A 23,110-nucleotide genomic window follows, 5' to 3' on the forward strand; every position below is an offset into this window, starting at 1 on the left:
GTCAGGTCAACGTCTCCGGTGCGATGCCCAGGGCCTCCGCTATCCGGTCGGCGGGGACCGCCCCCTCGCGGAGCAACCGGGGCCGGGCACCGGAGAGGTCGACGATGCTCGAGGGCATCGCGGTGGGACAGGTTCCGCCGTCGAGATAGACCGAGGCCGTGGTCCCGAGTTGCCGTCGGGCCTCCTCCACGGTCGTCGCCGGCGGTTGACCGGAGATGTTCGCGCTCGAGACCGCCATCGGCCCGGTTTCCCGGAGGAGCTCTATCGCCACCGGGTGCAGGGGCATTCGCAGCATCACCGTCCCCCTGGTGTCCCCGAGGTTCCACGGCAGACTCGGCGCCTGGGCGACGACGATGGACAGGCCCCCCGGCCAGAAGGCCTCGATCAGCGTGCGGGCGGCCGGCTGGTTGTCGCGGACGAGCCCGTGGACGGTGTCCCAGCTCCCGACCAGCACGGGGACCGGCATGTCCGGCCCCCGGTGCTTCGCCCGGAGGAGATCCGCGACAGCCCGGTTGTCGAAGGCGTCACACCCGATGCCGTAGAGGGTGTCCGTCGGCAGGACGACGAGCCCGCCGCCCTTGACCGAGCTCACGGCCGCGGAGAGGCCATTCATGCGGTCCTCGGGGTTCAGGCAGTTGTAGATCCGGCTCACTGGTCTGTTCTCTCTTTCCGGGTGGAACCTCGTTCAGCTTCGTCCGAGTCTACTCGCCGTGGTGAAACGTTCCCGACCGGCCAGGTCCCGGTGGGTCCGGAGGTCCGTGAAGCCCCCGTGATCGGCGAACGCCGTCCTCACGGCGTCGCCCGTGGCGTCATCGTGCTCGACGCCGCACAGTCCCCCGTCTTTCAGCAGCACGTGGACGTTCTCCAGCATCGGGAGAATGACCGACATTCCGTCCGCTCCCCCGAACACGGCGTGGTGCGGATCGTGCCGGACCTCCGGTGGTATTCCGTCGTATCCGCGCTCCGGAACGTAGGGCGGGTTGGACAGCACGAGATCGACGCTCCGGTGGAGCTCGCGCAGAATCCCCCGCTGCGTGGCGTCGGCCTCCACGAGCCGGACGGCCGGAGCGTGGGCGGTGATGTTCCGCCGGGCCCACTCCGCCGCGGACGGATCGAGTTCGACCGCGGTGACGGTCGCATCTCTCCTGGCCACGGCGACGGCCAGGGCGAGGGTCCCGGAGCCGGTGCAGAGATCCACGACGACGGGAGCGGTGCGGTCGGCGATCGCAGCGATTCCCCACTCGGCGAGCAACTCGGTTTCGGGCCGGGGGATGAACACACCGGGCCCGACCTCGAGATCGAGGGCCCCGACCGGGGCCGTACCGGTGATGTACTGGAGCGGCTCCCTCCGTGCCCGGCGGGCGACGAGTTCCCGGAACCCCTCCGGGATCACCTCATCACCGCGGAGGAAGAGATCCATCCGGCCGCAGCCGAGCAGATGTGCCGCGATGAGCTGGGCGTCGACGAGTGGCGTCTCCACGCCCGCGGCAGCGAGAACCGCCGCAGCGTCGCGCACTGCGGCGGTCACCGTGTTTCGCACGTGTACGGCCCCTACTCGGCTTCCAGACGGGCGTTGCGTTCAGCGGTCTGCAGCGCCGTGAACAGATCCTCGAGGCCGCCGTTCAGGACGGTGTCCAGGTTGTTGGACTTGTACCCGATCCGGTGGTCGCTGACCCGGTTCTCCGGCCAGTTGTAGGTGCGGATCCGTTCCGAGCGGTCCATCGTCCGGATCTGGGCCGCACGCCCCTCCGCGGCCTCCGCGTCAGCCGCCTCCTCGATCTGCTGCTGCAGCCGGGCGGCGAGGACCTGCATGGCCCGGGCCTTGTTCTGGATCTGGGAGCGTTCCTTCTGGCACGTCACCACGATGCCGGTGGGCAGGTGGGTGATGCGGACGGCGGAGTCGGTGGTGTTGACGCCCTGCCCGCCCTTGCCCGAGGAGCGGTAGACGTCCACCCGGAGGTCCTTGTCGTCGATCTCGACGGCCTCGATCTCGTCGGGCTCGGGGTAGACGAGGACACCCGCCGCGGAGGTCTGGATCCGGCCCTGGGACTCGGTGACGGGGACACGTTGGACCCGGTGGACACCGCCCTCGAACTTGAACACGCTCCATGCGCCGTCCGCGGACGGCTGCTTCGACTTGATTGACAAGGTCATGTCCTTGACTCCACCGAGATCTGATTCGCTGAGCCCGAGAACCTCCGTGACGAAACCGTGCTTCTCGGCGTAGCGCTGGTACATCCGGGCGAGCTCACCGGCGAACAACGCCGCCTCCTCGCCACCGGCACCGGACTTGATCTCCATGACGATGTCATCGGCGTCGTGGGGGTCACGCGGGGCGAGAAGATCCGCGAGCTTCTCCTCCAGTTCGACCTGACGTTCGGCGAGCCGGTCCGCCTCCGCGGCGAACTCGGCGTCCTCGTGCGCCATCTCCCGCGCGGCCTCCAGATCACCCTTCACGGCGGACAGTTCATCGTGCACGCGGATGATGGGCTGAAGCTGCGAGTAGCGCTTACCGACCCTGCGGGCGGCCGCCGGATCATTGTGGAGTTCGGGATCCGCTAGTTGCGCCTCGAGCCCCTGGTACTCGGACAGGATGTCGTCGACGGCGGAAACCTGATTCGACATCTTAGGAGTACTCCTCCTCGCCGTCGGACGCCATCGGGGCCGACGAGGCGATCTGCATCATGAACTCCGCGTTGGACTTCGTCTTCTTCAGCTGCTTGATGAGCAGATCGATGGCCTGCTGATTGTCCAGGGCGGACAGGATCCGACGCAGCTTGTGCATCAGTCGAGCCTCCTCGGGAGCGAGCAGCAGCTCGTCCTTCCGGGTACCGGAGGGATTGACGTCGACGGCCGGGAACACCCGACGCTCGGAAATCTTGCGGTCCAGCTTGAGCTCGGCGTTTCCGGTGCCCTTGAATTCCTCGAAGATCACCGTGTCTCCGGCGGAGCCGGTCTCGACCATCGCGGTCGCGATGATCGTCAGTGAACCACCCTGCTCGATGTTCCGGGCGGCACCGAGGAAACGCTTCGGCGGATAGAGCGCGTTCGAGTCGACGCCACCGGAGAGGATGCGGCCCGACGCCGGGGAGCTGTTGTTGTAGGCACGCCCCAGTCGGGTGATCGAGTCGAGCAGGACGACGACGTCCTTGCCCTCCTCGACGAGCCGCTTCGCACGCTCGATGGCGAGCTCCGCGACGGCGGTGTGCTCGCTCGGCGGGCGGTCGAAGGTGGAGGCGATGACCTCACCCTTCACCGAACGCTGCATGTCGGTGACTTCCTCGGGACGCTCGTCGACGAGGACGATCATGCAGTGGCACTCCGGGTTGTTCGTCGCGATCGCGTTCGCGATGTTCTGCATGATCGTCGTCTTACCGGCCTTCGGCGGGGAGACGATCAGCGCACGCTGCCCCTTGCCGATCGGCATGATCAGGTCGATCAGTCGCGTGGTCAGGATCTTCGGGTCCGTCTCGAGACGCAGACGCTTGTTCGGGTAGAGCGGGGTGAGCTTGTAGAAGTCGGGGCGCTTGCGCGCCTCCTCGGGGCTCATCTGGTTGACGGTGTCGACCCGGACGAGGGAGTTGTACTTCTGCCGGTTCCGGCCACCACCACTGTGCTGGTTGGCGGGCTGGCCGTCGGCGCGCATCTTCACCTGTCCGGTGATCGCGTCACCGGGGCGGAGGCCGAAACGGCGCACCATCTGCTGGGGAACGAAGACGTCCGCCGGCCCCGCGTGGTAGCCGGTGGTCCGGACGAAGGCGAGGTTGTTGTCGACGATGTCGAGAATGCCGCCGACGGGCGAGAACACGTCGTCGTCCCTGGACTCGTCGTTGCCGTGGTTGTTGCCGTGGTTGTCGTTGTTGCCGCGGTTGCGGTCCCGACGGTTGCGGCGGTTGCGACGGTTTCCACGGCCTCCCCCGTCGTTGTCGTCGCGGTTGCGGTCCCGGCGGTTGTTGCTGCGACCGTTGCCGTTGTCGGAGTCACGGTCGTCGTTGTTGTTGTTGCGGCGGTTGTTGTTGCGGCCGTTGCCGTTGTCGGAGTCACGGTCGTTGTTGTTGCGGCGGTTTCCGCGGCCGTTGCCGTTGTCGTCGTCGTCATCCTGCTGACCGCCGTCGTTGCTGTCGCGGCCGCCCTTGCGCTGCTGCTGACGGGCGCGGTTGCGACGCGCCCGGCGAGCCGCCGCCCGGGACTCGTAGTGGCCGTCATCGTCACCGTCGTCGCCACCCCGGGAGGAGTCCTCACCGTCGTTGCCGCGCCCGCGACCGCGGTCATCATCCCGGTCGTCGCTGCGCGAACGGTTGCGCCCGCGGTCATCCTGGTTCTGCTCGCCCGACTCCCGGACGTTGTCCGGGTGTTCGCCGGATTCCGGCCCGGATTCCCCGGGAGTGATCGTCGGCGTGGTCACCCGACGTCGACGACGGGCACCGCCGGACGCCTCCGAGTTCTGCGCCCCCTGATCATCGGTCGCGGACGCGGCCTCCGGGGCCGGCTTCTGTCCGCCCGCGCCGCGGATGGCCTCGATGAGGTCTCCCTTGCGCTTGCCGGAGATACCTCGGATACCGAGCTTCTGCGCCATCTGGCGCAGCTCGGTGAGCTTGAACGAGGCAAGATCCTTGTTGGCGTTGTCCGTTTCGGTCACGAAAGTCCTTTCAATCGCTGTACCGGCACAGTTGGCGTCACGCGCCACTGGGGCAGAAGTTGCTGCCGGCAGCTTTTCACGGAAAATGTCAGTCCTCGCAGATCCGACGGACTCGGGAACTCCGGATGAGGGATGTCCGCGGATACGCCGGGAACGGATGAAGCTCTGCTTCGGACTTGTCTGGGTGCTTCGTTCGGATTGCCCCGCGGACGTACCGCCGGACCCCGTCATGGAAGCCGTCTTACCGAGTCCGGATCTTAGAAATCCCGGACCCTCGAGTGTGCGGCCCTGGGAGGGAGTGCGAGAAACCGTCTTAGCCGACGATTCCCCTCCGCATCTCGCCCCTGGCGGTCACACTGCATCAACCTGTCGGTTCAATCAACCACTTTAGCGCATCCGGGACACTTACGCCCACACCGGCCTGCACCGGTCCCGACCGCCCAGGGGCCGGTACCGGGTGTGACCCTCCCGCCCGATCGCGCAGTGGGATCCCCGCGGTACGGGGAGCACGGATAAGGTGGTGGACATGCTGAGCACGATGCACGACATCCCCATGTCGCTGACCAGGATACTTAGGTACGGTTCGACCGTTCACGGTTCCTCGACGGTCACGAGCTGGGACGACGGCGAGCCCACCGCGCTGACGTTCAGTGAGATCGGGGCCAGGGCAGCGGCCCTCGCCAACGCACTCAGGGACGAACTGGGCATCGACTCCGATCAGCGGATCGGCACGTTCATGTACAACTGTGCCGAACACCTGGAGACCCTCTTCGCGGTCAGCTGCATGGGGGCGGTGTTCAACCCCCTGAACAAGCAGCTCATGGACGACCAGATCGCGCACATCATCAACCACGCCGACGACCGGGTGATCATCGCGGATCCCCGGCTCCTCCCAGAACTGGGGCGGGTTCTGGAACACTGCCCCAGGGTGACGGATGTCGTCGTCACGGGGTTGCGGGACATCGACACGCTGTCCCCGCATCTGCCCGTACACATCCGGATCCACTCCTACGAATCCCTCATCGACGGACGCTCCACGGAGTACGACTGGCCCGTCCTCGACGAACACACGGCGGCCGCGATCTGCTACTCGACAGGAACCACGGGCGCCCCGAAGGGAGTCGTCTACTCGCACCGGTCGATCTACCTGCACTCCATGAGTCTCCGGACCACGGACAGCTTCGCCGTCAGCCACGGCGTTCCCTTCCTCTGCTGCGTGCCCATCTATCACGTGCTGTCCTGGGGGGTGCCGATCTCCGCCTTCATGTCCGGGGCGCCGATGATCCTCCCGGGATCGGACCTCTCCGCGCCGTCCCTCGCGAAGATCATCGCGACCACCCATCCACGGGCCGCCTCGGGTGTGCCCACCCTGTGGATCTCCCTGATGGTGCACTACCTCTCGAACCCTCCCGAGCGGATGAGCCTCCAGGAGATTTTCGCCGGGGGATCCCCGGTACCACCGGTCCTGATCAAGATGTGGGAGGAGCGCTACGGCGTGGACGTCATACACATCTGGGGCATGACGGAGACATCGCCGATCGGCACGGTCGCCCGCCCCCCGATGGGCGCCTCCGGACAGACCCGCTGGACCTACCGGATCAGTCAGGGCCGGTTCCCCGCGTCCATCGAGTACCGCGTCGTCAACGAAGGACGTGAGGTCACCGGAACCGACCGGAACCAGGGCGAGATCCAGGTACGGGGCAACTGGGTCACCGCCTCCTACTACCACTCCCCCGAGGAAGACCAGGGCGGCCTCGCGCGGAACTTCCGGGGCGCGGAGGTCGGGGATGCCGCCGACAAATTCACCGACGACGGGTGGCTGCGCACCGGCGACGTCGGTTCGATCACCCGTGACGGCTTCCTCACCGTCGAGGACCGGGCCCGCGACGTGATCCGGTCCGGCGGTGAGTGGATCTACTCCGTCCAGCTGGAGAACATGGTCATGGAATCCGAGGAGGTCGTCGAAGCCGCGGTCATCGGTTATCCGGACGACAAGTGGGGTGAACGGCCGCTCGCGGTCACCGTCCTGCATGATGGCGTTCTCCCGGACCGTGCCACCGCAGAACGCCTCCGGGACAACCTGCGCGAGAAACTGCCCGCCTGGATGCTGCCCGAGTACTGGACATTCGTCGAACAGATCGATCGGACCAGCGTGGACAAGTTCGACAAGAAGGACCTGCGGCAGCACCTTGCCGACGGCGACTTCGAGGTCATCCGGCTCAGGGGCCCGGGCGAGCGCTGAAGCGATCGCCGGTGGTGAAGCGCCCCCCGACTTCTCCGGGGCCGTCGACCGAGATCCGGCCGCCGGTGACAACCGGCCCGGTCCGGGATACCATCAGGGAACGAAATCTGCAGCCCCGCCGAAAGGAACCCCCATGAATCCCAGGGAAGAACTGCCGTTGACCGAGACAACGGGTGCCTGCGGTTGCGGTGAACATGACGTGCCGGTTCCGGAACTGGATGCCGCCGCCATCCCGCACGCCATCCGCCACGGAGCGATCCACGGTGCGCTGGGCGTGCTCCCGGTCGGGGCGGCACTCGTGCTCGTCGCCCCACACAATCCGGTGCCGCTGCTCAACGAGATCGCGGCCCGTGCGGAGTCCTTCGACATGAGGTTCCTGGAGCAGGGGCCGGACGAGTGGCGCATCAAGTTCACCAGAATGGCCTGAACCCAGCCCCGGGGAGATTTCCCCGACCACACCTGGGACGAGCCCCACTGTGGCATCATGGGGTGATCTGCACAACACCGTGCAGTCAGTGTCATCCCGGGTCACGAAATCCGGTTCCCCGGCCGGCGGCGACGCCGGACCACGGCACCGGACACATGTGACGGGGCGGTACTCCACTCGGATCGTCCGGCACGTACCTGCCGGTGGAGGGAATTCAATCATGGCTACAGTGACCTTCGACAAGGCCAGTCGAATCTACCCGGGGGCCGATCATCCGGCCGTCGATGAACTTGATCTGCACATCGAGGACGGCGAGTTCCTCGTTCTCGTCGGGCCGTCAGGCTGCGGGAAATCCACCTCTCTCCGGATGCTGGCCGGCCTGGAGGACGTCAACTCGGGCCGGATCCTCATCGGTGACCGCGACGTCACCTCGGTGCTGCCGAAGGACCGGGACATCGCGATGGTCTTCCAGAACTACGCGCTCTACCCGCACATGACCGTCCGGGAGAACATGGGCTTCGCCCTGAAGATCTCCAGGACCCCCAAGGACGAGATCGCCCGACGCGTGGATGAGGCCGCGGGGATCCTCGGGCTCGAACCCTTCCTGGACCGGAAACCCAAGGCGCTCTCCGGCGGCCAGCGCCAGCGCGTCGCCATGGGCCGCGCCATCGTCCGGAAGCCCCAGGTGTTCCTCATGGACGAGCCCCTGTCCAACCTCGACGCGAAGCTCCGCGTGCAGACCCGCACCCAGATCGCCTCTTTGCAGCGCAATCTCGGTGTCACCACGGTGTACGTGACGCACGATCAGACGGAGGCCCTGACCATGGGCGACCGGATCGCGGTCCTCAAGGACGGGGTGCTCCAGCAGTGCGGCACACCGCAGGACATGTACGACCGGCCCGTCAACAAATTCGTCGCCGGATTCATCGGTTCACCGGCGATGAACCTCGGGACGTTCCACGTCGACGGCGACGAGGCCCGACTAGGTTCCGCCGCGGTGAGACTCCCGAGGGACACGGTCGCCGCCATCACCGAGGCGGACGGCGGTCGCATCACGATCGGTTTCCGCCCGGAGAGCCTCGAGGTCGTGAGCGAACAGGTGGGCACCACCATCCCGGTCGTCGTCGACCTCGTCGAGGAGCTGGGCTCCGACGCCTACATCTACGGACACCTCGCGGGTGCCGAGGATTCGGCGATCGGTTCGGGCCCGGATGAATCCGCCGATTCGCCCATCATCGTGCGGGTTCCTCCGCGTACCGCCCCGAAGCGCGGTGAGACGATCCACGTCCGGATCCGGGAGAATCAGCAGCACTGCTTCAGCGCGGCCACCGGCGAGCGGATCGCCTGATCCCGTCCCACGTCACCGGCGGGCAAGAGACGGGGTGGCCGGGAGCTCGATCGCTCCCGGCCACCCCGTTTTCACCGTCTAATCGACCGTGACCTCTACCGGTCCGGCGACCTCGAGTTCGTGGACGGTCAGACCGTCGGCACGCGCCTGATCGAGGATCTGCGGATCGACCGGTTCAGTCGACAGCACCATGACGGTGGGTCCTGCCCCGGAGAGGTACGCGGGCCAACCGCGGTTGCGCAACCGGTTCACCCACTCGGCGGTCACGGGGAGGACATCCGCCCGGTACGGCTGGTGCAGCCGGTCCCGTGTTCCCTCCCAGAGCAGCTCGGGATGGTGCTGGATCGCGACGGTCATCACCGCGCAGCGGGAGACGTTGAATCGCGCGTCCATGTGGGTCACATCGCTGGGGAGCACCCGGCGGACGGCCTGCGTCGAGGCGCGGAAGTCCGGGACCAGGGCGGTCGCCCGGATCCGCTCGTCCGCGGGGATCCGGACCGCACGGTACTGCGGTTTCGTCGTTCCGTCGACGGGGACCTCGGTCCAGCCGACGATGGCGCTGCCGAGCACGCTTGCCGCGGCGTTGTCGGGGTGTCCCTCGAAATCACTGGCGAGCTGCACGACGGCGGCATCGTCGAGCACGAAGCCGGCCAACCCGTTCGCCGCGGCGACGCCGGCGACGGCGGCGGAGGCGGAGGAACCGAGTCCGCGGGACTGCGGGATCGAGTTCCGGCACGTGACCTTCAGTCCGGGCGCGGTGACGCCGGCGGCATTCAATCCCGCCCGCACGGCACGGACCACGAGGTGCCGCTCGTCGAGAGGGACCTCTCCCTCGCCCTGTCCCTCGACGGTGACCTCGAGACCGGACTCCGTGACCTCGACGTCGACGTGGTCGTGGAGACTCACCGCGAGACCCAGGGTGTCGAACCCCGGGCCCAGGTTCGCCGAGGAGGCCGGAACCGTGACGTGTGCCGTCCGACCGACGGGAAGTGCGGTGCCCACGGCGATCACGCCCTCAGACCGAGCGCCTCGACCACGGCGGCCGGATCAACGTCGATCGGGGTCGGCTCCGGCATCTGCAGCAGCGCTGTCGTCGGGTCCTTGAGGCCGTTGCCCGTGACGGTGCAGACGACGGTCTGGCCCGGCTCGAGCCAGCCCTCCTCGTGCGCCGCGAGGACACCTGCGACGGAGGACGCGGACGCCGGTTCGACGAACACTCCCTCCCTACCGGCGATGAGGCGGTAGGCCTCCAGGATCTTCTCGTCGGTGGCGGCGCGGAAGACACCTTCGGACTCGTCGCGGGCGGCGACGGCCGAGTGCCAGGATGCGGGGTTGCCGATGCGGATGGCGGTCGCGATGGTCTCCGGGTTGGTGACGGGCTCACCGTTGACCAGCGGTGCCGCGCCCGCGGCCTGGACGCCGAGCATCCGGGGGCGGCGGCTGGTCACACCGTCGTTGAAGTACTCGGTGTAGCCCTTCCAGTAGGCGGTGATGTTGCCGGCGTTGCCGACGGGCAGGGCGTGGATGTGCGGCGCGTCGCCGAGGACATCGGCGATCTCGAAGGCCGCGGTCTTCTGGCCCTCGATACGCATGGGGTTGACGGAGTTGACGAGGGCTATCTCCGGGTACTCGGTCGTGGTCTTCTGGACGAGTTCGAGGCAGTCGTCGAAATTGCCGCGCACCTGGATGATCTCCGCGCCGTGCATGACCGCCTGGGCGAGCTTGCCCTGGGCGATCTTGCCCTCGGGGATGAGCACGGAGCACTTGATGCCTGCACGGGTCGCATAGGCGGCAGCCGACGCGGAGGTGTTGCCGGTGGAGGCGCACATCAGCACCTTCTTGCCGTTGGCGACGGCGTCGGTCACCGCCACGGTCATGCCACGGTCCTTGAAGGAGCCGGTCGGGTTGAGCCCCTCGACCTTGAGGTAGACGTCGCAGCCGGTGATCTCGGAGATGTGGTGGGCCTTCAGCAGCGGGGTTCCCCCCTCCTGGAGGGTGACGGCCTTCCAGCCCGGAGCCACCGGCATGCGGTCGCGGTACGCCTCGATCAGGCCGGGCCAGCCACGGTGGACGGGGTTGTGGGAACTCATTGGATCATTCACCTTCCAGTCTAAGGACACTGTTGACGGTTTTCACTGCGTCGAGCTTCTTGAGCGTCTCGACTGTTTCGGACAGATCGGCCTCGCGCGCGGAATGGGTGACGACGACGAGCCGCGCGGCGTCACCGCTCTCCTCCTGGCGAACCGTGCGGAGCGATATTCCGGCATCGGCGAACACGCGGGAGACGTCGGCCAGGACACCGACGCGGTCCTCGACCTCCATGTCGACGTGGTAGCGGGTATTCACCTCTCCGAACTGCGCGACAGGGAGGTTGGCGTAGGTGGATTCTCCCGGCGCCCGGCCACCGTGGACCTTGTTCCGGGCGGCGCCGACGAGGTCACCGAGCACGGCCGACGCGGTCGGGGACCCGCCCGCACCATTCCCGTAGAACATGAGTCGGCCTGCGGCCTCCGCCTCGACGAACACGGCGTTGAAGCTCTTGCTGACACTGGCCAGGGGATGATTCCGCGGGACGAGCGTCGGATGAACCCTCGCCGACACCTTCGTGACCCCGTCTTCACCGGTGATGCGCTCACAGATGGCGAGCAGCTTGATCGTGTATCCGGCGGCGCGTGCGGCCTCGATGTCGCGGGCGGTTATGGAGGAGATGCCCTCGCAGTGGACATCCTCGTAGGTGACCCGGGTGTGGAACGCCAGGGATGCGAGGATGGCGGCCTTGGAGGCGGCGTCATGGCCCTCGACGTCTGCGGTGGGGTCCGCTTCCGCGTACCCGAGGCGCGTGGCCTCGGCGAGCATGTCGTCGTAGGAGGCACCGGTAGCGTCCATGGCGTCGAGGATGAAATTGGTGGTCCCGTTGACGATGCCCGCGACGGATTCGACGCGGTCGCCGGCGAGCGAGCGCCGCAGCGGTCCGACGACGGGGATCGCGGCCGCGACCGCGGCCTCGAAGTAGAGGTCCACTCCTGCGGCGTCGGCGGCTTCCGCCAGTTCGCCTGAGTGCGCGGCCACGAGAGCCTTGTTCGCGGTGACGACGGATTTTCCCGCCTCGAGCGCAGCGAGCACGAGTTTGCGCGGGTAGTCGATTCCGCCGATGACCTCGACGACGATGTCGACGTCATCACGCTGGATCAGGCCCATGGCGTCTGTCGTGAGCAGATCCTCGTCGACGGAACCGCGGTGCTTGGCGATGTCGCCCACGGCGATGCCCTTGATCTCGAGCGGGCCTCCGACCCGGTGGGTGAACTCATCGGAGTTCTCCAGGAGGAGTCGGAATACCTCGCTGCCGACGGTTCCGTGGCCGAGGAGAGCCACGCCCACCGGGCTGCCCTCCCCCTTGCCTGGGTTGTAGGTTGGCTGATCTTTGACGGTCATGGTGCTCCATGTGGATTCTCGTGAATGTGCTCTGCTGGTGCTCTCCCGGAGACCTGTCCCTGTCCGGTCCACCGGGAGAAGACGCTACGGGAGGAATCTCCGGTGCGTCTGGACGTACCAGGCCATCATAGACAGACTGTTCCGGATGCTTCAGCGGTGGACCACCGATCACTCCGTTGCCCCGTTCAAGTTACCTTTAAGGATGTGATCCGTTCCGGGGATCCTCCTCACGGTGGAACGACTCCGACGCCGCGCGGGGGAACACGGGGTCCACCACGTCGCCCAGACCCATGCACTGTCGACCAACCAGGTTCGGGTGTTCGCGAAGGAGTCGGAACGCGGAACGGGTGCGGTCGAAGATCCGGCGTCACGACCATCGGCGCCCCCGGACACCGACGACCACGAAACAGCCCCCCCCCCAGAGATGGCCGGAGAAGCCCGCGGACGGCCCCGCTCCGCACCGGTCGACCCGCTGGAACCGGTTCCTTCCACGCCGGGGACACGGGAGGCGCTTCCCGGCCCGTCGAGCGGTACCACCTGCCCGTGATCCCCGGACAGGGGAGTCCGGGAGTGATCCCGCACGGCCTTCATCGGGGCGTCATCGCCACCGGAACGTCACTCGCGCTCCCGGCGGCTGTCCGGGGTCCGGGGTGCCACTCCCCTGCGGGGTTGTTCCGGCGCCCGTCCTGGGACGCCTCCGTGAACGGAAGGTTCGACGTCTCCGGTGGGGCCGGGGTAGGGTCGGTTCCTCTGCCGGGCGCTCCCCGCCCCGGGTCCTGAACTTCAGCTGTGGCCCGACCGTTCCACACCACCTCATCCCCCGTGCACCCCGGCTGCGACCGGCCCCACCTCGCCGCCGGGGTGTCATCGGGAACCGTCCCACGACGCTCACCGCTTCCGGAGAGGTTCTCCGGTCGCCCGTACGTGGGCCTCCGACGCCCGTGCCCGGGGGAGGTACCCCCGGGCACGCGGAGAGGGGCCGGACACCTGCATCCAGGTGTCCGACCCCTCTCCGGTCAGTTCGATGACGATGTCCTCCGACTTCGCCACGGAGTGCTCCGCGCCCCCTAGGAGGCGGTGGGTGCCTCCGCAGAATCATCTGAATTCTCTTCGACGATCTTGTTCTTCACGTTCTCGAGGCAGGCGTCACGCTCTGCCCCATCGAGCTCCTGGCATTCCTGGATCTGCTTGAGGTTCTCCTCACCGACGATGTCCTCGGCGGCCTTGAATACCACGAAACCGACGACGAAGCTCAGCACGATGGACAGGACGGAGAGGACGACGGCTGCGATGGACAGACCCCTGCCGGCCTTGGGGCCCACGACCTTCTTGGCCTTGACGATGCCGATGATGCCCAGCACGATGCCCACGATCGCCAGGACCCAGTTGAGCATCGGAACCCAGCAGAGGATGACGGCGAAGATGGAGACACCCAGCGCCCAGGGGGCGATGGCGTTCTTCTCGGGGCCGGAGGATGCGGCGGGGTAACCGCCGTAGCCGCCACCCTGCGGGTAGCCGCCGCCCTGCGGGACGTTGTTTCCGGGATCGTTCGGTGTCGTCATTGAGATAGCTGCTTTCTGTGTGTTCCGTGGACTGTATCGTGTACCCGCACAGACAGACTCTGCCGCGCAGTTGACCACCGGGGCGGCGGGCGGGGAGGTCTCGGTGCCCGGCCAGTCTACGTAACACCACCCGCTCCGACAACACCGTCACGGGTTCAGAACTCTCCCTCCTCCAGTGCGAGGAGATCGTCGAGGGTCTCCCGGCGCAGCATGAGCCGCGCCCGTCCCGCGCGGACCGTGACGACCGCCGGACGGGTGAACATGTTGTACCGGGAACTCATCGCGTAGCAGTACGCACCTGTTCCGGCGATCGCGAGCAGATCGCCTGCGGCGATGTCGTCCGGGTAGATGACGTCGCTGAGCAGGATGTCCCCGGACTCGCAGTGGGAACCTACGACCCTGGTGGAGATCCCCTCACCGTCGACGAAGCGGTTGACCACGCGACCCTCGTACTCCGCCTGGTAGAGCGCGGGGCGGATGTTGTCGCTCATTCCGCCGTCGACGGACAGGTAGCGGCGGGTGGAGTCCTGGGCGGTGTGGACGTCCTTGACGGTGCCGACGGTGTAGACGGTCACCGTCGACGGTCCGGCGATCGCGCGGCCGGGTTCAACGAGCAGTTCAGGCGGGGTCAGTCCCAGGGAATCCGCGTGCGCGTTGACCTCCCGGAGCAGAGTCGCGGCGACCTCCGGCACGTCGAGGGGGTCCTGTCCCTCCGTGTAGGCGATGCCGTATCCGCCACCGAGGTCGAGGATCGAGACCGCCTCAGACGCGTCCACCGGATCGAGATCGCGCTTCAGCTCCCCCATCAGTCCCAGGAGGCGCTCAGCGGCGAGGGAGAATCCCTGGGCGTCGAAGACCTGTGAACCGACGTGGCAGTGGAGGCCGACCAACTTCAGGTTCTCGGCTCCGGCGGCGGCGAGGCACGCGGTGTGCGCGGAACCGGATGCCAACGAGAACCCGAACTTCTGGTCCTCGTGGCTGGTGGCGATGAACTCGTGGGTGTGTGCCTCGATGCCGGGTTTGACCCGGACGAGAACCTCCTGGTCCACCCCCTCCTCCACCGCGATGGCGGAGAGCCTGCCGATCTCCTCGGCGCAGTCGAGAACGACGTGTCCGACACCGGCGGTGACGCTCGCGCGCAGGAGCGCGTCGGTCTTGTTGTTCCCGTGCACGGTGATGCGGGACGGCGGGAACCCGGCGGCCAGTGCGACCTGCAGCTCCCCCAGGGAGGCGACGTCCAGGGAGAGTCCCTCTTCGTCGATCCAGCGGGCGATCGTCCGGGTGAGGAACGCCTTGGAGGCGTAGTGGACGTTGTGCCCCCCGCCGAAGGCATCGGCCATGTCGCGGCACCGGGAACGGAAGTCATCCTCGTCGACGACGAAGACGGGCGTTCCGTAGGTCTCCGCGATCTCCGGGAGGGGGACCCCCGCGATGGTCACGACACCGTCATCCTGGCGCCGGGCGTTCCGCGGCCAGACGTGTCCGGGAAGCCCGTTGAAGGTGTCCGCGACCTGATGCACGGCTGACGTGGATCCGGATGACCCCGCGGCGCGCTTCTCGACGGAGTCGAACCCGCCGTCGGCGATTCCCGCGATGGACCGACGTTCGAGTGACGTCTCGTTGCGGTGATTCATCTACATCCGCTCCGGTGCTGTGACCCCGACGAGGCGCAGGGCGTTGGCGAGGGTCTGTCGGGTCGCCGCGGCGAGCGCGAGTCGCGCGCGGTGGACCGGCTCCGTCTGCTCCCCGCCCCGGGGCAGGATCTGGCAGGTGTCGTAGAAGCGGTGGAAGGTCCCCGCGAGCTGCTCCGCGTACCGGGCGACCCGGTGCGGTTCCCGAAGTTCGGCCGCCGCGGCGACCACTGCGGGGAACTCCCCGAGGGTCCGGATGAGGTCCCCTTCCCTGGGCTCGGTGAGCAGCGAGAGGTCGGCACCCGCGTGGTCGACCCCGATCTCCGCCGCCTTCCTGGCGATGGAGCAGAGCCGGGCGTGGCCGTACTGGACGTAGTAGACGGGGTTGTCGCTGGACTGGGAGGACCAGAGATCCATGTCGATGTCGAGGGTGGAGTCGACGGAGGAACGGATCATCGCGTATCGGGCCGCGTCGACACCGATCGCCTCGACGAGGTCGTCGAGGGTGATGACGGTGCCCGCGCGCTTGGACATCTTCTTCACCTCGCCGTCCTTGACCAGGCTGACCATCTGGCCGATCATCACCTCGACGCTGTCGGGGTCGTACCCGAGGGCTGCTGCGGATGCCTTGAGCCGGGCGATGTACCCGTGGTGGTCCGCACCCAGCATGTAGATGCAGAGATCGTGTCCACGCTCGATCTTGTCGACGACGTAGGCGATGTCTCCGGCGATGTAGGCGGCGTCGCCGTCGGATTTGATGACGACACGGTCCTTGTCATCGCCGAAGGCGGAGGACCTCAGCCACCAGGCGCCGTCCGCCTCGTAGAGGTTGCCGTTCTCCTTGAGCATCTCGATGGACCGTGCGACGGCCCCGGACTCGAACAGGGAGTTCTCGTGGAAGAAGACGTCGAAATCGGTGCCGAACTCGTGGAGGGAGCTCTTGATGTGGGCGAACATCATGTCCACACCGCGGGACCGGAAGGTCTCCTGCATGGTCACGGGATCCTGTTCGAGAACACCCGGGACCTCAGATTTCACGGCATCGGCGATCTCACCGATGTAGGCGCCGCCGTACCCGTCGTCGGGGGTCGGTTCCCCCTTCGCCGCAGCGACCAGCGACCGGGCGAACCGGTCGATCTGGGTGCCGTGGTCGTTGAAGTAGTACTCGCGGGTGACGGTCGCACCGCTGGCGGTGAGGATTCGACCGAGTGAATCGCCGACCGCCGCCCACCGGGTGCCACCGAGGTGGATCGGGCCGGTCGGGTTCGCGGAGACGAATTCGAGGTTGATGCGGCGCCCGGCGACGATGTCGCCGTTTCCGTACGTCTGTCCGGCCCGGAGGATCTCCTCGACGATCTTGCCCTGCGCGTCCGCGGCCAGCCGGATGTTGATGAAACCGGGGCCGGCCACGGTGGCTTCCGCGATGGCGGCACACTCACCGAGAGCCGCGACGAGCCAGGTGGCGAACTCCCGTGGGTTGGTCCCCACCTTCTTCGCCGTCTGCATGGCGACGTTCGTGGCGTAGTCACCGTGCTCGGGGTTGCGCGGCCGTTCGACGGTGACCTGCTCCGGCAGGAGCGAGGAGTCGAGGCCGCGGCCGTCCAGCACGCCGGTGGCGGTGGTCTTGATGAGGGAGGCGAGATCTGTTGGAGTCACGGTCAGTCATGCTATCAGCCCACCTGACGCGATCCGCGGGGCCTCGGGGAATCCGGTTCCGCCCGTGGCGTCTCATCCCACGAACCGTAGAACCACCGGTTCCCGGAGCTCCGACCGGCGGCTCCGCCCGACGGGCGCGACGTCCGGAGGGCCACCTCCGTCAGAGCGGTGGGTACGGGCCAAGTCGCGGGAAACGACACCGACGGCCCGACGAGACGGAACCCGTAAAGGGGTGACCGCATCCCCATTCAGAGGTCTCGCGCCAACTGCATTCGCCATTGAGGTGGCGGGATCCACCCCCGCGATCGCCCCGGCTCCGGGTGTCGGAGCGTCCCCCTCCGGCGGCGGCAGGGCACGTCGGCCTCTACGGAAGAAGGCGACCGACACCCACGAGTTGTCCGCACACGACATCCGATGCCGGGCCGGCGAGAACCCGTCGATGGAGCCAGGCCGGAATGGGAGCGGTCATCCCGACCAACTCGCCGACCCACCCCCGGGGGTGGGTCGAATCCACGGCCCACTCTCAGGAATATCTCAACCCGGCCGAGGACGAAACCGGTCACCTCAGTGCACGGATACCGCCCCATGAGGTCCGCGCGGCCCCCCGTCACGGACATTGACCACGACAGTGACTTCCGGATCACACCGCCTTTCTCCGCCATTCCCCGAAATCGGTCCAGATACCCCCATAGGATTCAGGGAGACTCACCGTGGCTTCCGTCTGAACCACAGACTTGATCGATTCGGCACAGTCCGATCCGCCACGGACACACCACGAATCACAAGGAGGTCCCATGAGGGATTTCACCATTCTCACCAACGCGGTGGGCGGAAGCCTGGGGCTATCGGCCGCCGTCGCAACCATCCCGCTCCTGACATTCTTCGCGATGCTGATCTTCGTCAAGGCGCGGGCGCACACGGCCGCGCTCGTCGCACTGCTGGCATCGCTGATCGTCGCGGTCGTCGGCTTCAAGATGCCGGTCGTCCTGGCGGTGGCGTCGGCGTTCCGGGGTGGCGTGTTCGGCCTGTTCCCGATCGTCTGGGTCATCGTCATGGCGCTCTGGTTCTACGAGGTGACGGTCGTCTCCGGCCGCTTCGAGGATCTGCGCAGAACGTTCGACCGCCTGGGATCCGGGGACATCCGCATCCAGGCGATCCTGATCGCGTTCTGCTTCGGTGGCCTCCTCGAGGCACTGGCGGGCTTCGGCGCCCCCGTGGCGATCACCGCCACGATGATCCTCGCACTCGGCGTGAAACCGCTGAAGGCCGCGGTCGTCGTGCTCCTCGCGAACACCGCCCCCGTCGCCTTCGGCGCCGTCGCCATTCCCATCACCACGGCCGGGGCCGTCGCGGGACGGACCACGGCGCAGACGGAGAACATCGCCGCCATCGTCGGCCACCAGGCACCCTTCCTGGCGTTCTTCGTCCCGATCATCCTGCTCTTCATCCTGGACGGGGTCAGGGGGATCCGCGACGCGTGGATCCCCGCGGTCGTCATCGGCTTCTCCTTCGGCGTCGCCCAGTGGGCCACCTCGAACTTCTTCGCCTACCAGCTCACCGACGTCGTCGCCTGCATCTTCTCCCTCGGCGTCGCCGTCGTGTTCCTGCGCTTCTGGTCTCCGCGCGGCGTCCCCGCAATGCGTAAGCGCCTCGGGGTCGGCGAGATCAAGGCGGCCGAGGAACTGCCCGCCCGTCGCGTCTGGATGGCACTCATGCCCTACGGCGTCGTCACGGTGATCTTCGGCATCGCCAACCTCGGAAAGACGATCCCCGACGCGTTGAATGCGGCGTCCGTGACATTCGACTGGCCGTTGCTGTCCGACCGGCTGCTCACCGCGGAGGGAACCCCGGTGAAATCCGCGTACACCTTCGCCTGGCTCTCGAATCCGGGCACCCTGCTGCTGATCTCCGGGCTCGTCGTCACACTGCTCTACTCGATCTTCAACGAGGGCGGCAAGTACAGGATCACCTTCGCCGGCGCGTTCTCCGCGATGGCGCACTGCATGGTGAAGATGAGGTGGGCGGCGCTCACCATCGCCGCCGTCCTGGCTCTGGCCTACGTGATGAACTTCTCCGGCCAGACCGTCGCGATCGGCCAGTTCGTCGCCTCCCTCGGCGCGGTCTACGGTTTCCTCGCGCCTACGCTCGGCTGGGTCGGCACCGCCGTCACGGGATCCGACACCTCCGCGAACGCCCTGTTCGGGAAGATGCAGGTCACCGCCGCCGAGGGGGCCGGATACAACCCCGACCTCATGCTCGCGGCGAACACCACCGGCGGCGTCGTCGGCAAGATGATCTCCCCGCAGTCGCTGGCCATCGCGGCGACCGCGGTGTCCATCGACGGCAACGAGGCCGACAGCCCCAAGGAATCCGACATCTTCAAGGCGGTCGTGCCCTGGTCCATCGTCATGCTCTTCGCCGTCTGCTGCCTGGTGTTCCTCCAGACGAACGTCCTGAGCTTCCTCGTCGCGACGGTCGGGTAGACCCACCCCCGGAGGCACCCGCCACCGCAGCTCCACCACCGCCCCGGTCCACCCTGCTCCCACGAGCCACGGTGCACCGGGGCACCGGCATTTTCACCGGTGAATTCGGCGGACCGTCGCGCAGGGAATTCGCGCCGGAAATACTCAGGAATTGTCCGGCGAGAAGAATACCGACTTAGTGAACTGAGCAAATTGACATTCCCCCGGAAAGCCCCGGAATTTCATTCGGGGACATGTCGCCACCATGTTCGGTGGACAGCGGTGACGATCCCGAGAATGAGACGTTCACCAGCATCGTTATCGGAGATGCAGAGATGTTCCCCACCGGGGGCGGCCCCCACGGATGTTCCTGATTTTGTGTGACTCACAATCACCCGGAGGAGTATCGTCGGAACCATCAGTCCTGCCGCCACATTCATCCGCGAAGAATTAGGCAAGGCTTCAGTTAATTAAACAGCCCAACGACAGCGAGGAGCACCCATGCGTGTCGCTCTCTTCTCAACCTGTATCGGGGACGCGATGTTCCCGGATGCGGTCAAGGCCACCGCTGTGGTCATCTCACGCCTCGGGCACGAGGTTGTCTTCCCCCCGGAGCAGACCTGCTGCGGCCAGATGCACGTCAACACCGGATACCAACGTGAGGCGGTCCCGCAGATCGAGAACTACGTCGACGCGTTCTCCGACCCGTCGATCGACTGCGTCGTCGCGCCCTCCGGTTCCTGCACCGGTGCCGTCCGGGAGCAGCACGTCCACGTGGCCCAGCGCTACGGGAAGAAGGGCCTGGCGGACGCCGCCCGGAAGACCGCGGAAAAGACCTACGACCTCTCCGAATTCCTGATCGACGTCGCCGGCGTCGATCAGCTCGGAGCGTTCTTCCCGCACAGGGTCACCTACCACTCGACCTGCCACTCGCTGCGGTTCCTCAAGGTCGGGGACCGACCGCTCAGGCTGCTCCGCAACGTCGAGGGCATCGACCTCGTGGAACTCCCGCACGCGGACGAGTGCTGCGGCTTCGGCGGGACGTTCTCGGTGAAGAACGCCCACACCTCGGCGGCGATGGTCGCCGACAAGGTCCGCAACATCCGCGACACCCGGGCCGAGTACGTCACCGCCGGTGACGCCTCCTGCCTGATGAACATCGGCGGTTCGCTCTCCCGGCAGCAGTCGGGTGTGCGGGCCCTCCACATGGCGGAGATCCTCGCCTCCACGAAGCAGCACCCGTGGCAGCCCGACTCCGCGATCTACTCGAAGGAGGCCATGCTGTGACCACGCTCCTCGGAACCCCGAAGATGCCGCCCCGCGCCCCGAAGGGCGTCGGGCACCTCCGCGGCACCCAGAGCTTCACCAAGGCGGCGGAGACCGAGCTGGACAACGCCACCCAGCGCCGCAACCTGCACAAGGCGACCCACACCATCCGCGACAAGCGGATGCAGGTCATCACCGAGATCGATGACTGGGAGCGGCTCCGCGAGGCGGGCTCGCACATCAAACGCGACGTCATGGCACGCATGCCGGAACTGCTCGAACAGTTCGAACAGGCGGTGACCGCCCGCGGCGGACAGGTGCACTGGGCCCGGGACGCCAACGAGGCCGGCGCCATCGTCACCGAGCTGGTCAAGCGGACCGGCGAAACCAACGTGGTCAAGATCAAGTCGATGGCGACCATGGAGATCGGGCTGAACGACCAGCTCCGCGAGGCCGGGATCTCCGCGCGGGAGACGGACCTCGCCGAGTTGATCGTGCAGCTCGGCCATGACACGCCGAGCCACATCCTCGTTCCGGCGATCCACCGGAACCGTGCCGAGATCCGGGACATCTTCGTCCGGGAGATGCCCACCACCGACGAGACCCTGTCCACGGAACCCGCCGAACTGGCGGAGGCTTCGCGGCTCTTCCTGAGGGAACAGTTCATGCGCGCCAAGGTCGCGATCTCCGGGGCGAACTTCGGTGTCGCGGAGACCGGCACCGTCGCCATCGTCGAGTCCGAGGGCAACGGCCGGATGTGTCTCACCCTCCCCGAGACGCTCATCAGCGTCATGGGCATCGAGAAGCTCCTGCCGACCTTCCGCGACTTCGAGGTGTTCCTGCAGCTGCTCCCCCGGTCGTCCACCGGCGAGCGGATGAACCCCTACACCTCCCTGTGGTCCGGTGTCACCGAAGGCGACGGGCCGCAGGAGTACCACATCGTGCTCATCGACAACGGCCGCACCGCGGCGCTGGCCAACGAGATCGGTCGCGAGGCACTGAAGTGCATCCGCTGCTCGGCCTGCCTCAACGTCTGCCCGGTCTACGAGCGCGCCGGCGGGCACGCCTACGGCTCGACGTACCCGGGGCCGATCGGCGCGATCCTGACCCCGCAGCTCACCGGGATCGACTCCGCGGACGACCCCAACGCCTCCCTGCCCTACGCCTCCTCACTGTGCGGCGCCTGCTACGAGGCCTGCCCGGTGAAGATCGACATTCCGTCCGCGCTGCTGGAACTGCGGCACCAGAAGATCGAGGGGCACAAGCCGAAGATCGAGGGCGTCATCATGGGCGCGATGGGGCTGGCGTTCGGGAACCGACGCATCTGGAACGCCGCCACACACCTGGTGTTCCTCGGCAGGATCCTCGGCGGCTTCGACGGGCGGATCACCCACCTGCCGAGCTTCCTCGCAGGCTGGACCGACGTGCGCGACACCTGCGTACCACCGAAGAAGTCGTTCCGCCAGTGGTTCGACACCGACGAAGCCCGGGAGCTGCTCGCCGAAGCGCGGCGCACCGGTATCCCCGGCTCTGAGAACGCCGCCTCCGGCGACGAGAACGGGAAGGAGAACTGATGGCCACCGACACCCGCGGCGCGCTGGATCACTCGACGAATGCCGCCGCGAAGAAGGAGATCCTGAATCGGATCAGGAACGCCCACAAGCTCGCGAACACCGCACCCGGCCCGGTGGAGGTCCCGCGCGAATACAACTTCGAGCCCGACATGGACTGGCCCGAGCTCAAGGAGATCCTGATCGACCGTCTCCTGGACTACAAGGCGATCGTCGAGGAGACCACGGCGGACAAGATCGGCGACACGGTCACCTCGATACTGAAGGACCGGGAGGCCCGCACGGTCCGGTACGCCGAAGGACTCGACGCGGAACTGTTCTCCGGCTTCGACGGCGACGCCGGACCGGATGACTGGGACACAGATCCGCGCCTGCTCAACGACGTCGACGTCGTCGTCACCGACAGCAGGGTCACCTCGGCGCAGACCGGAACGATCTGCCTCGAGACCGGCCCCGACTGCGGTCGACGCGCCCTGACGCTCGTTCCGGACTGCCACATCTGCATCGTGCGCCGCGACAGTGTCGTCTACGGGATTCCCGCGATGATCGAGCGCCTCGACCGCCGCCAGCCGATCACGATGATCTCCGGCCCGTCGGCGACCTCGGACATCGAGCTCAGCCGTGTCGAGGGCGTTCACGGTCCCCGCACGCTGATCGTCGTGATCGTCGACTGAGCGTTCGACCGGAACTGCGGTGATCGGACACCGGGTGCCCCGTCGGGGCACCCGGTGTCCGTCATTCTCCGCAGGTACCTCCCCGTCACGTCTGAGTCCGGTGAACCGGAACGTACCTCTTCCTTCGGGGGACTCGACCGGGAGACGCCGCACCACCCGGTTCACGGGTACGAACCCCTCTGCCGGAACCCCGGGCACGG

At 67.1% G+C, this 23,110-nt stretch carries 18 protein-coding genes; 7 read left to right on the forward strand and 11 right to left on the reverse strand.

The genetic code is table 11. From position 1 onward, the window contains the following. Position 1: 1 nt before the first annotated feature. Genes KRX55_RS04845 through rho form a run of 4 tightly spaced genes read right to left on the reverse strand, consistent with a single transcriptional unit; the run spans position 2 to position 4,639 of the window. Positions 2–652 (reverse strand): L-threonylcarbamoyladenylate synthase, encoded by a 651-nt coding sequence (locus tag KRX55_RS04845; RefSeq protein WP_218406659.1) that lies wholly within the window; start codon positions 650–652, stop codon positions 2–4. A gap of 33 nt (positions 653–685) precedes the next feature. Beyond that, positions 686–1,540: a peptide chain release factor N(5)-glutamine methyltransferase gene (gene prmC, locus KRX55_RS04850; protein WP_218406660.1), complete on the reverse strand. Its 855-nt coding sequence runs from the start codon at positions 1,538–1,540 to the stop codon at positions 686–688. Positions 1,541–1,551: 11 nt separating this feature from the next. Beyond that, positions 1,552–2,625, reverse strand: coding sequence for a peptide chain release factor 1 (gene prfA / locus KRX55_RS04855; protein WP_218406661.1), 1,074 nt, complete (start codon positions 2,623–2,625; stop codon positions 1,552–1,554). A gap of 1 nt (position 2,626) precedes the next feature. Next, complete coding sequence (rho, locus tag KRX55_RS04860) at positions 2,627–4,639, reverse strand: transcription termination factor Rho (RefSeq protein WP_218406662.1); 2,013 nt, start codon at positions 4,637–4,639, stop codon at positions 2,627–2,629. Positions 4,640–5,165: 526 nt separating this feature from the next. Here rho and KRX55_RS04865 point away from each other — a divergent pair. From KRX55_RS04865 to KRX55_RS04875, 3 genes are all read left to right on the forward strand, one after another. After that, positions 5,166–6,881 (forward strand): long-chain fatty-acid--CoA ligase, encoded by a 1,716-nt coding sequence (locus KRX55_RS04865; RefSeq protein ID WP_218406663.1) that lies wholly within the window; start codon positions 5,166–5,168, stop codon positions 6,879–6,881. A 133-nt stretch (positions 6,882–7,014) separates the two neighbouring features. Then, a complete protein-coding gene (locus tag KRX55_RS04870) occupies positions 7,015–7,308 on the forward strand; it encodes a DUF2249 domain-containing protein (protein WP_218406664.1) in 294 nt (97 codons plus the stop codon). A 220-nt stretch (positions 7,309–7,528) separates the two neighbouring features. Further along, a complete protein-coding gene (locus tag KRX55_RS04875; protein ID WP_218406665.1) occupies positions 7,529–8,656 on the forward strand; it encodes an ABC transporter ATP-binding protein in 1,128 nt (375 codons plus the stop codon). A 78-nt stretch (positions 8,657–8,734) separates the two neighbouring features. Here the strand turns inward: KRX55_RS04875 and thrB are convergent, their stop codons facing one another. The 7 genes from thrB to argS form a co-directional block, all read right to left on the reverse strand. Then, positions 8,735–9,658: a homoserine kinase gene (gene thrB, locus KRX55_RS04880; RefSeq protein WP_218406666.1), complete on the reverse strand. Its 924-nt coding sequence runs from the start codon at positions 9,656–9,658 to the stop codon at positions 8,735–8,737. Between the two features lie 5 nt (positions 9,659–9,663). Beyond that, the gene (thrC, locus tag KRX55_RS04885) at positions 9,664–10,746 is read right to left on the reverse strand and encodes a threonine synthase (RefSeq protein ID WP_218406667.1); all 1,083 of its coding nucleotides are present in this window, start codon (positions 10,744–10,746) and stop codon (positions 9,664–9,666) included. Positions 10,747–10,750: 4 nt separating this feature from the next. Further along, a complete protein-coding gene (locus KRX55_RS04890) occupies positions 10,751–12,088 on the reverse strand; it encodes a homoserine dehydrogenase (protein WP_218406668.1) in 1,338 nt (445 codons plus the stop codon). An 888-nt stretch (positions 12,089–12,976) separates the two neighbouring features. Then, on the reverse strand, positions 12,977–13,138 hold the full coding sequence (locus KRX55_RS04895; RefSeq protein WP_218406669.1) for a hypothetical protein: 162 nt from the start codon (positions 13,136–13,138) through the stop codon (positions 12,977–12,979). A gap of 17 nt (positions 13,139–13,155) precedes the next feature. Beyond that, the gene (locus KRX55_RS04900) at positions 13,156–13,650 is read right to left on the reverse strand and encodes a DUF4190 domain-containing protein (RefSeq protein ID WP_200258816.1); all 495 of its coding nucleotides are present in this window, start codon (positions 13,648–13,650) and stop codon (positions 13,156–13,158) included. A 155-nt stretch (positions 13,651–13,805) separates the two neighbouring features. After that, positions 13,806–15,284 carry a diaminopimelate decarboxylase gene (gene lysA, locus KRX55_RS04905; RefSeq protein ID WP_218406670.1) on the reverse strand — a complete coding sequence of 493 codons (1,479 nt, stop codon included), beginning with the start codon at positions 15,282–15,284 and terminating at the stop codon, positions 13,806–13,808. Then, a complete protein-coding gene (gene argS, locus KRX55_RS04910) occupies positions 15,285–16,937 on the reverse strand; it encodes an arginine--tRNA ligase (protein WP_218406671.1) in 1,653 nt (550 codons plus the stop codon). A gap of 794 nt (positions 16,938–17,731) precedes the next feature. On the opposite strand from argS, the gene KRX55_RS04915 reads away from it, so the two are divergent. From KRX55_RS04915 to KRX55_RS04930, 4 genes are all read left to right on the forward strand, one after another. Then, on the forward strand, positions 17,732–19,420 hold the full coding sequence (locus KRX55_RS04915) for an L-lactate permease (RefSeq protein WP_218406672.1): 1,689 nt from the start codon (positions 17,732–17,734) through the stop codon (positions 19,418–19,420). A 480-nt stretch (positions 19,421–19,900) separates the two neighbouring features. Next, on the forward strand, positions 19,901–20,686 hold the full coding sequence (locus tag KRX55_RS04920; protein WP_218406673.1) for a (Fe-S)-binding protein: 786 nt from the start codon (positions 19,901–19,903) through the stop codon (positions 20,684–20,686). Then, on the forward strand, positions 20,683–22,239 hold the full coding sequence (locus KRX55_RS04925) for a lactate utilization protein B (RefSeq protein WP_218406674.1): 1,557 nt from the start codon (positions 20,683–20,685) through the stop codon (positions 22,237–22,239). Before KRX55_RS04920 ends, KRX55_RS04925 begins: the two co-directional genes overlap by 4 nt. After that, complete coding sequence (locus KRX55_RS04930) at positions 22,239–22,910, forward strand: LutC/YkgG family protein (protein ID WP_218406675.1); 672 nt, start codon at positions 22,239–22,241, stop codon at positions 22,908–22,910. The genes KRX55_RS04925 and KRX55_RS04930 overlap by 1 nt, the downstream gene beginning before the upstream one ends. The last annotated feature ends 200 nt before the right edge of the window (positions 22,911–23,110 follow it).

Origin of the sequence: Corynebacterium sp. TAE3-ERU16, assembly GCF_019209935.1 — a bacterium.
In the GTDB taxonomy this organism is placed as follows: Bacteria; Actinomycetota; Actinomycetes; order Mycobacteriales; family Mycobacteriaceae; genus Corynebacterium; species Corynebacterium antarcticum.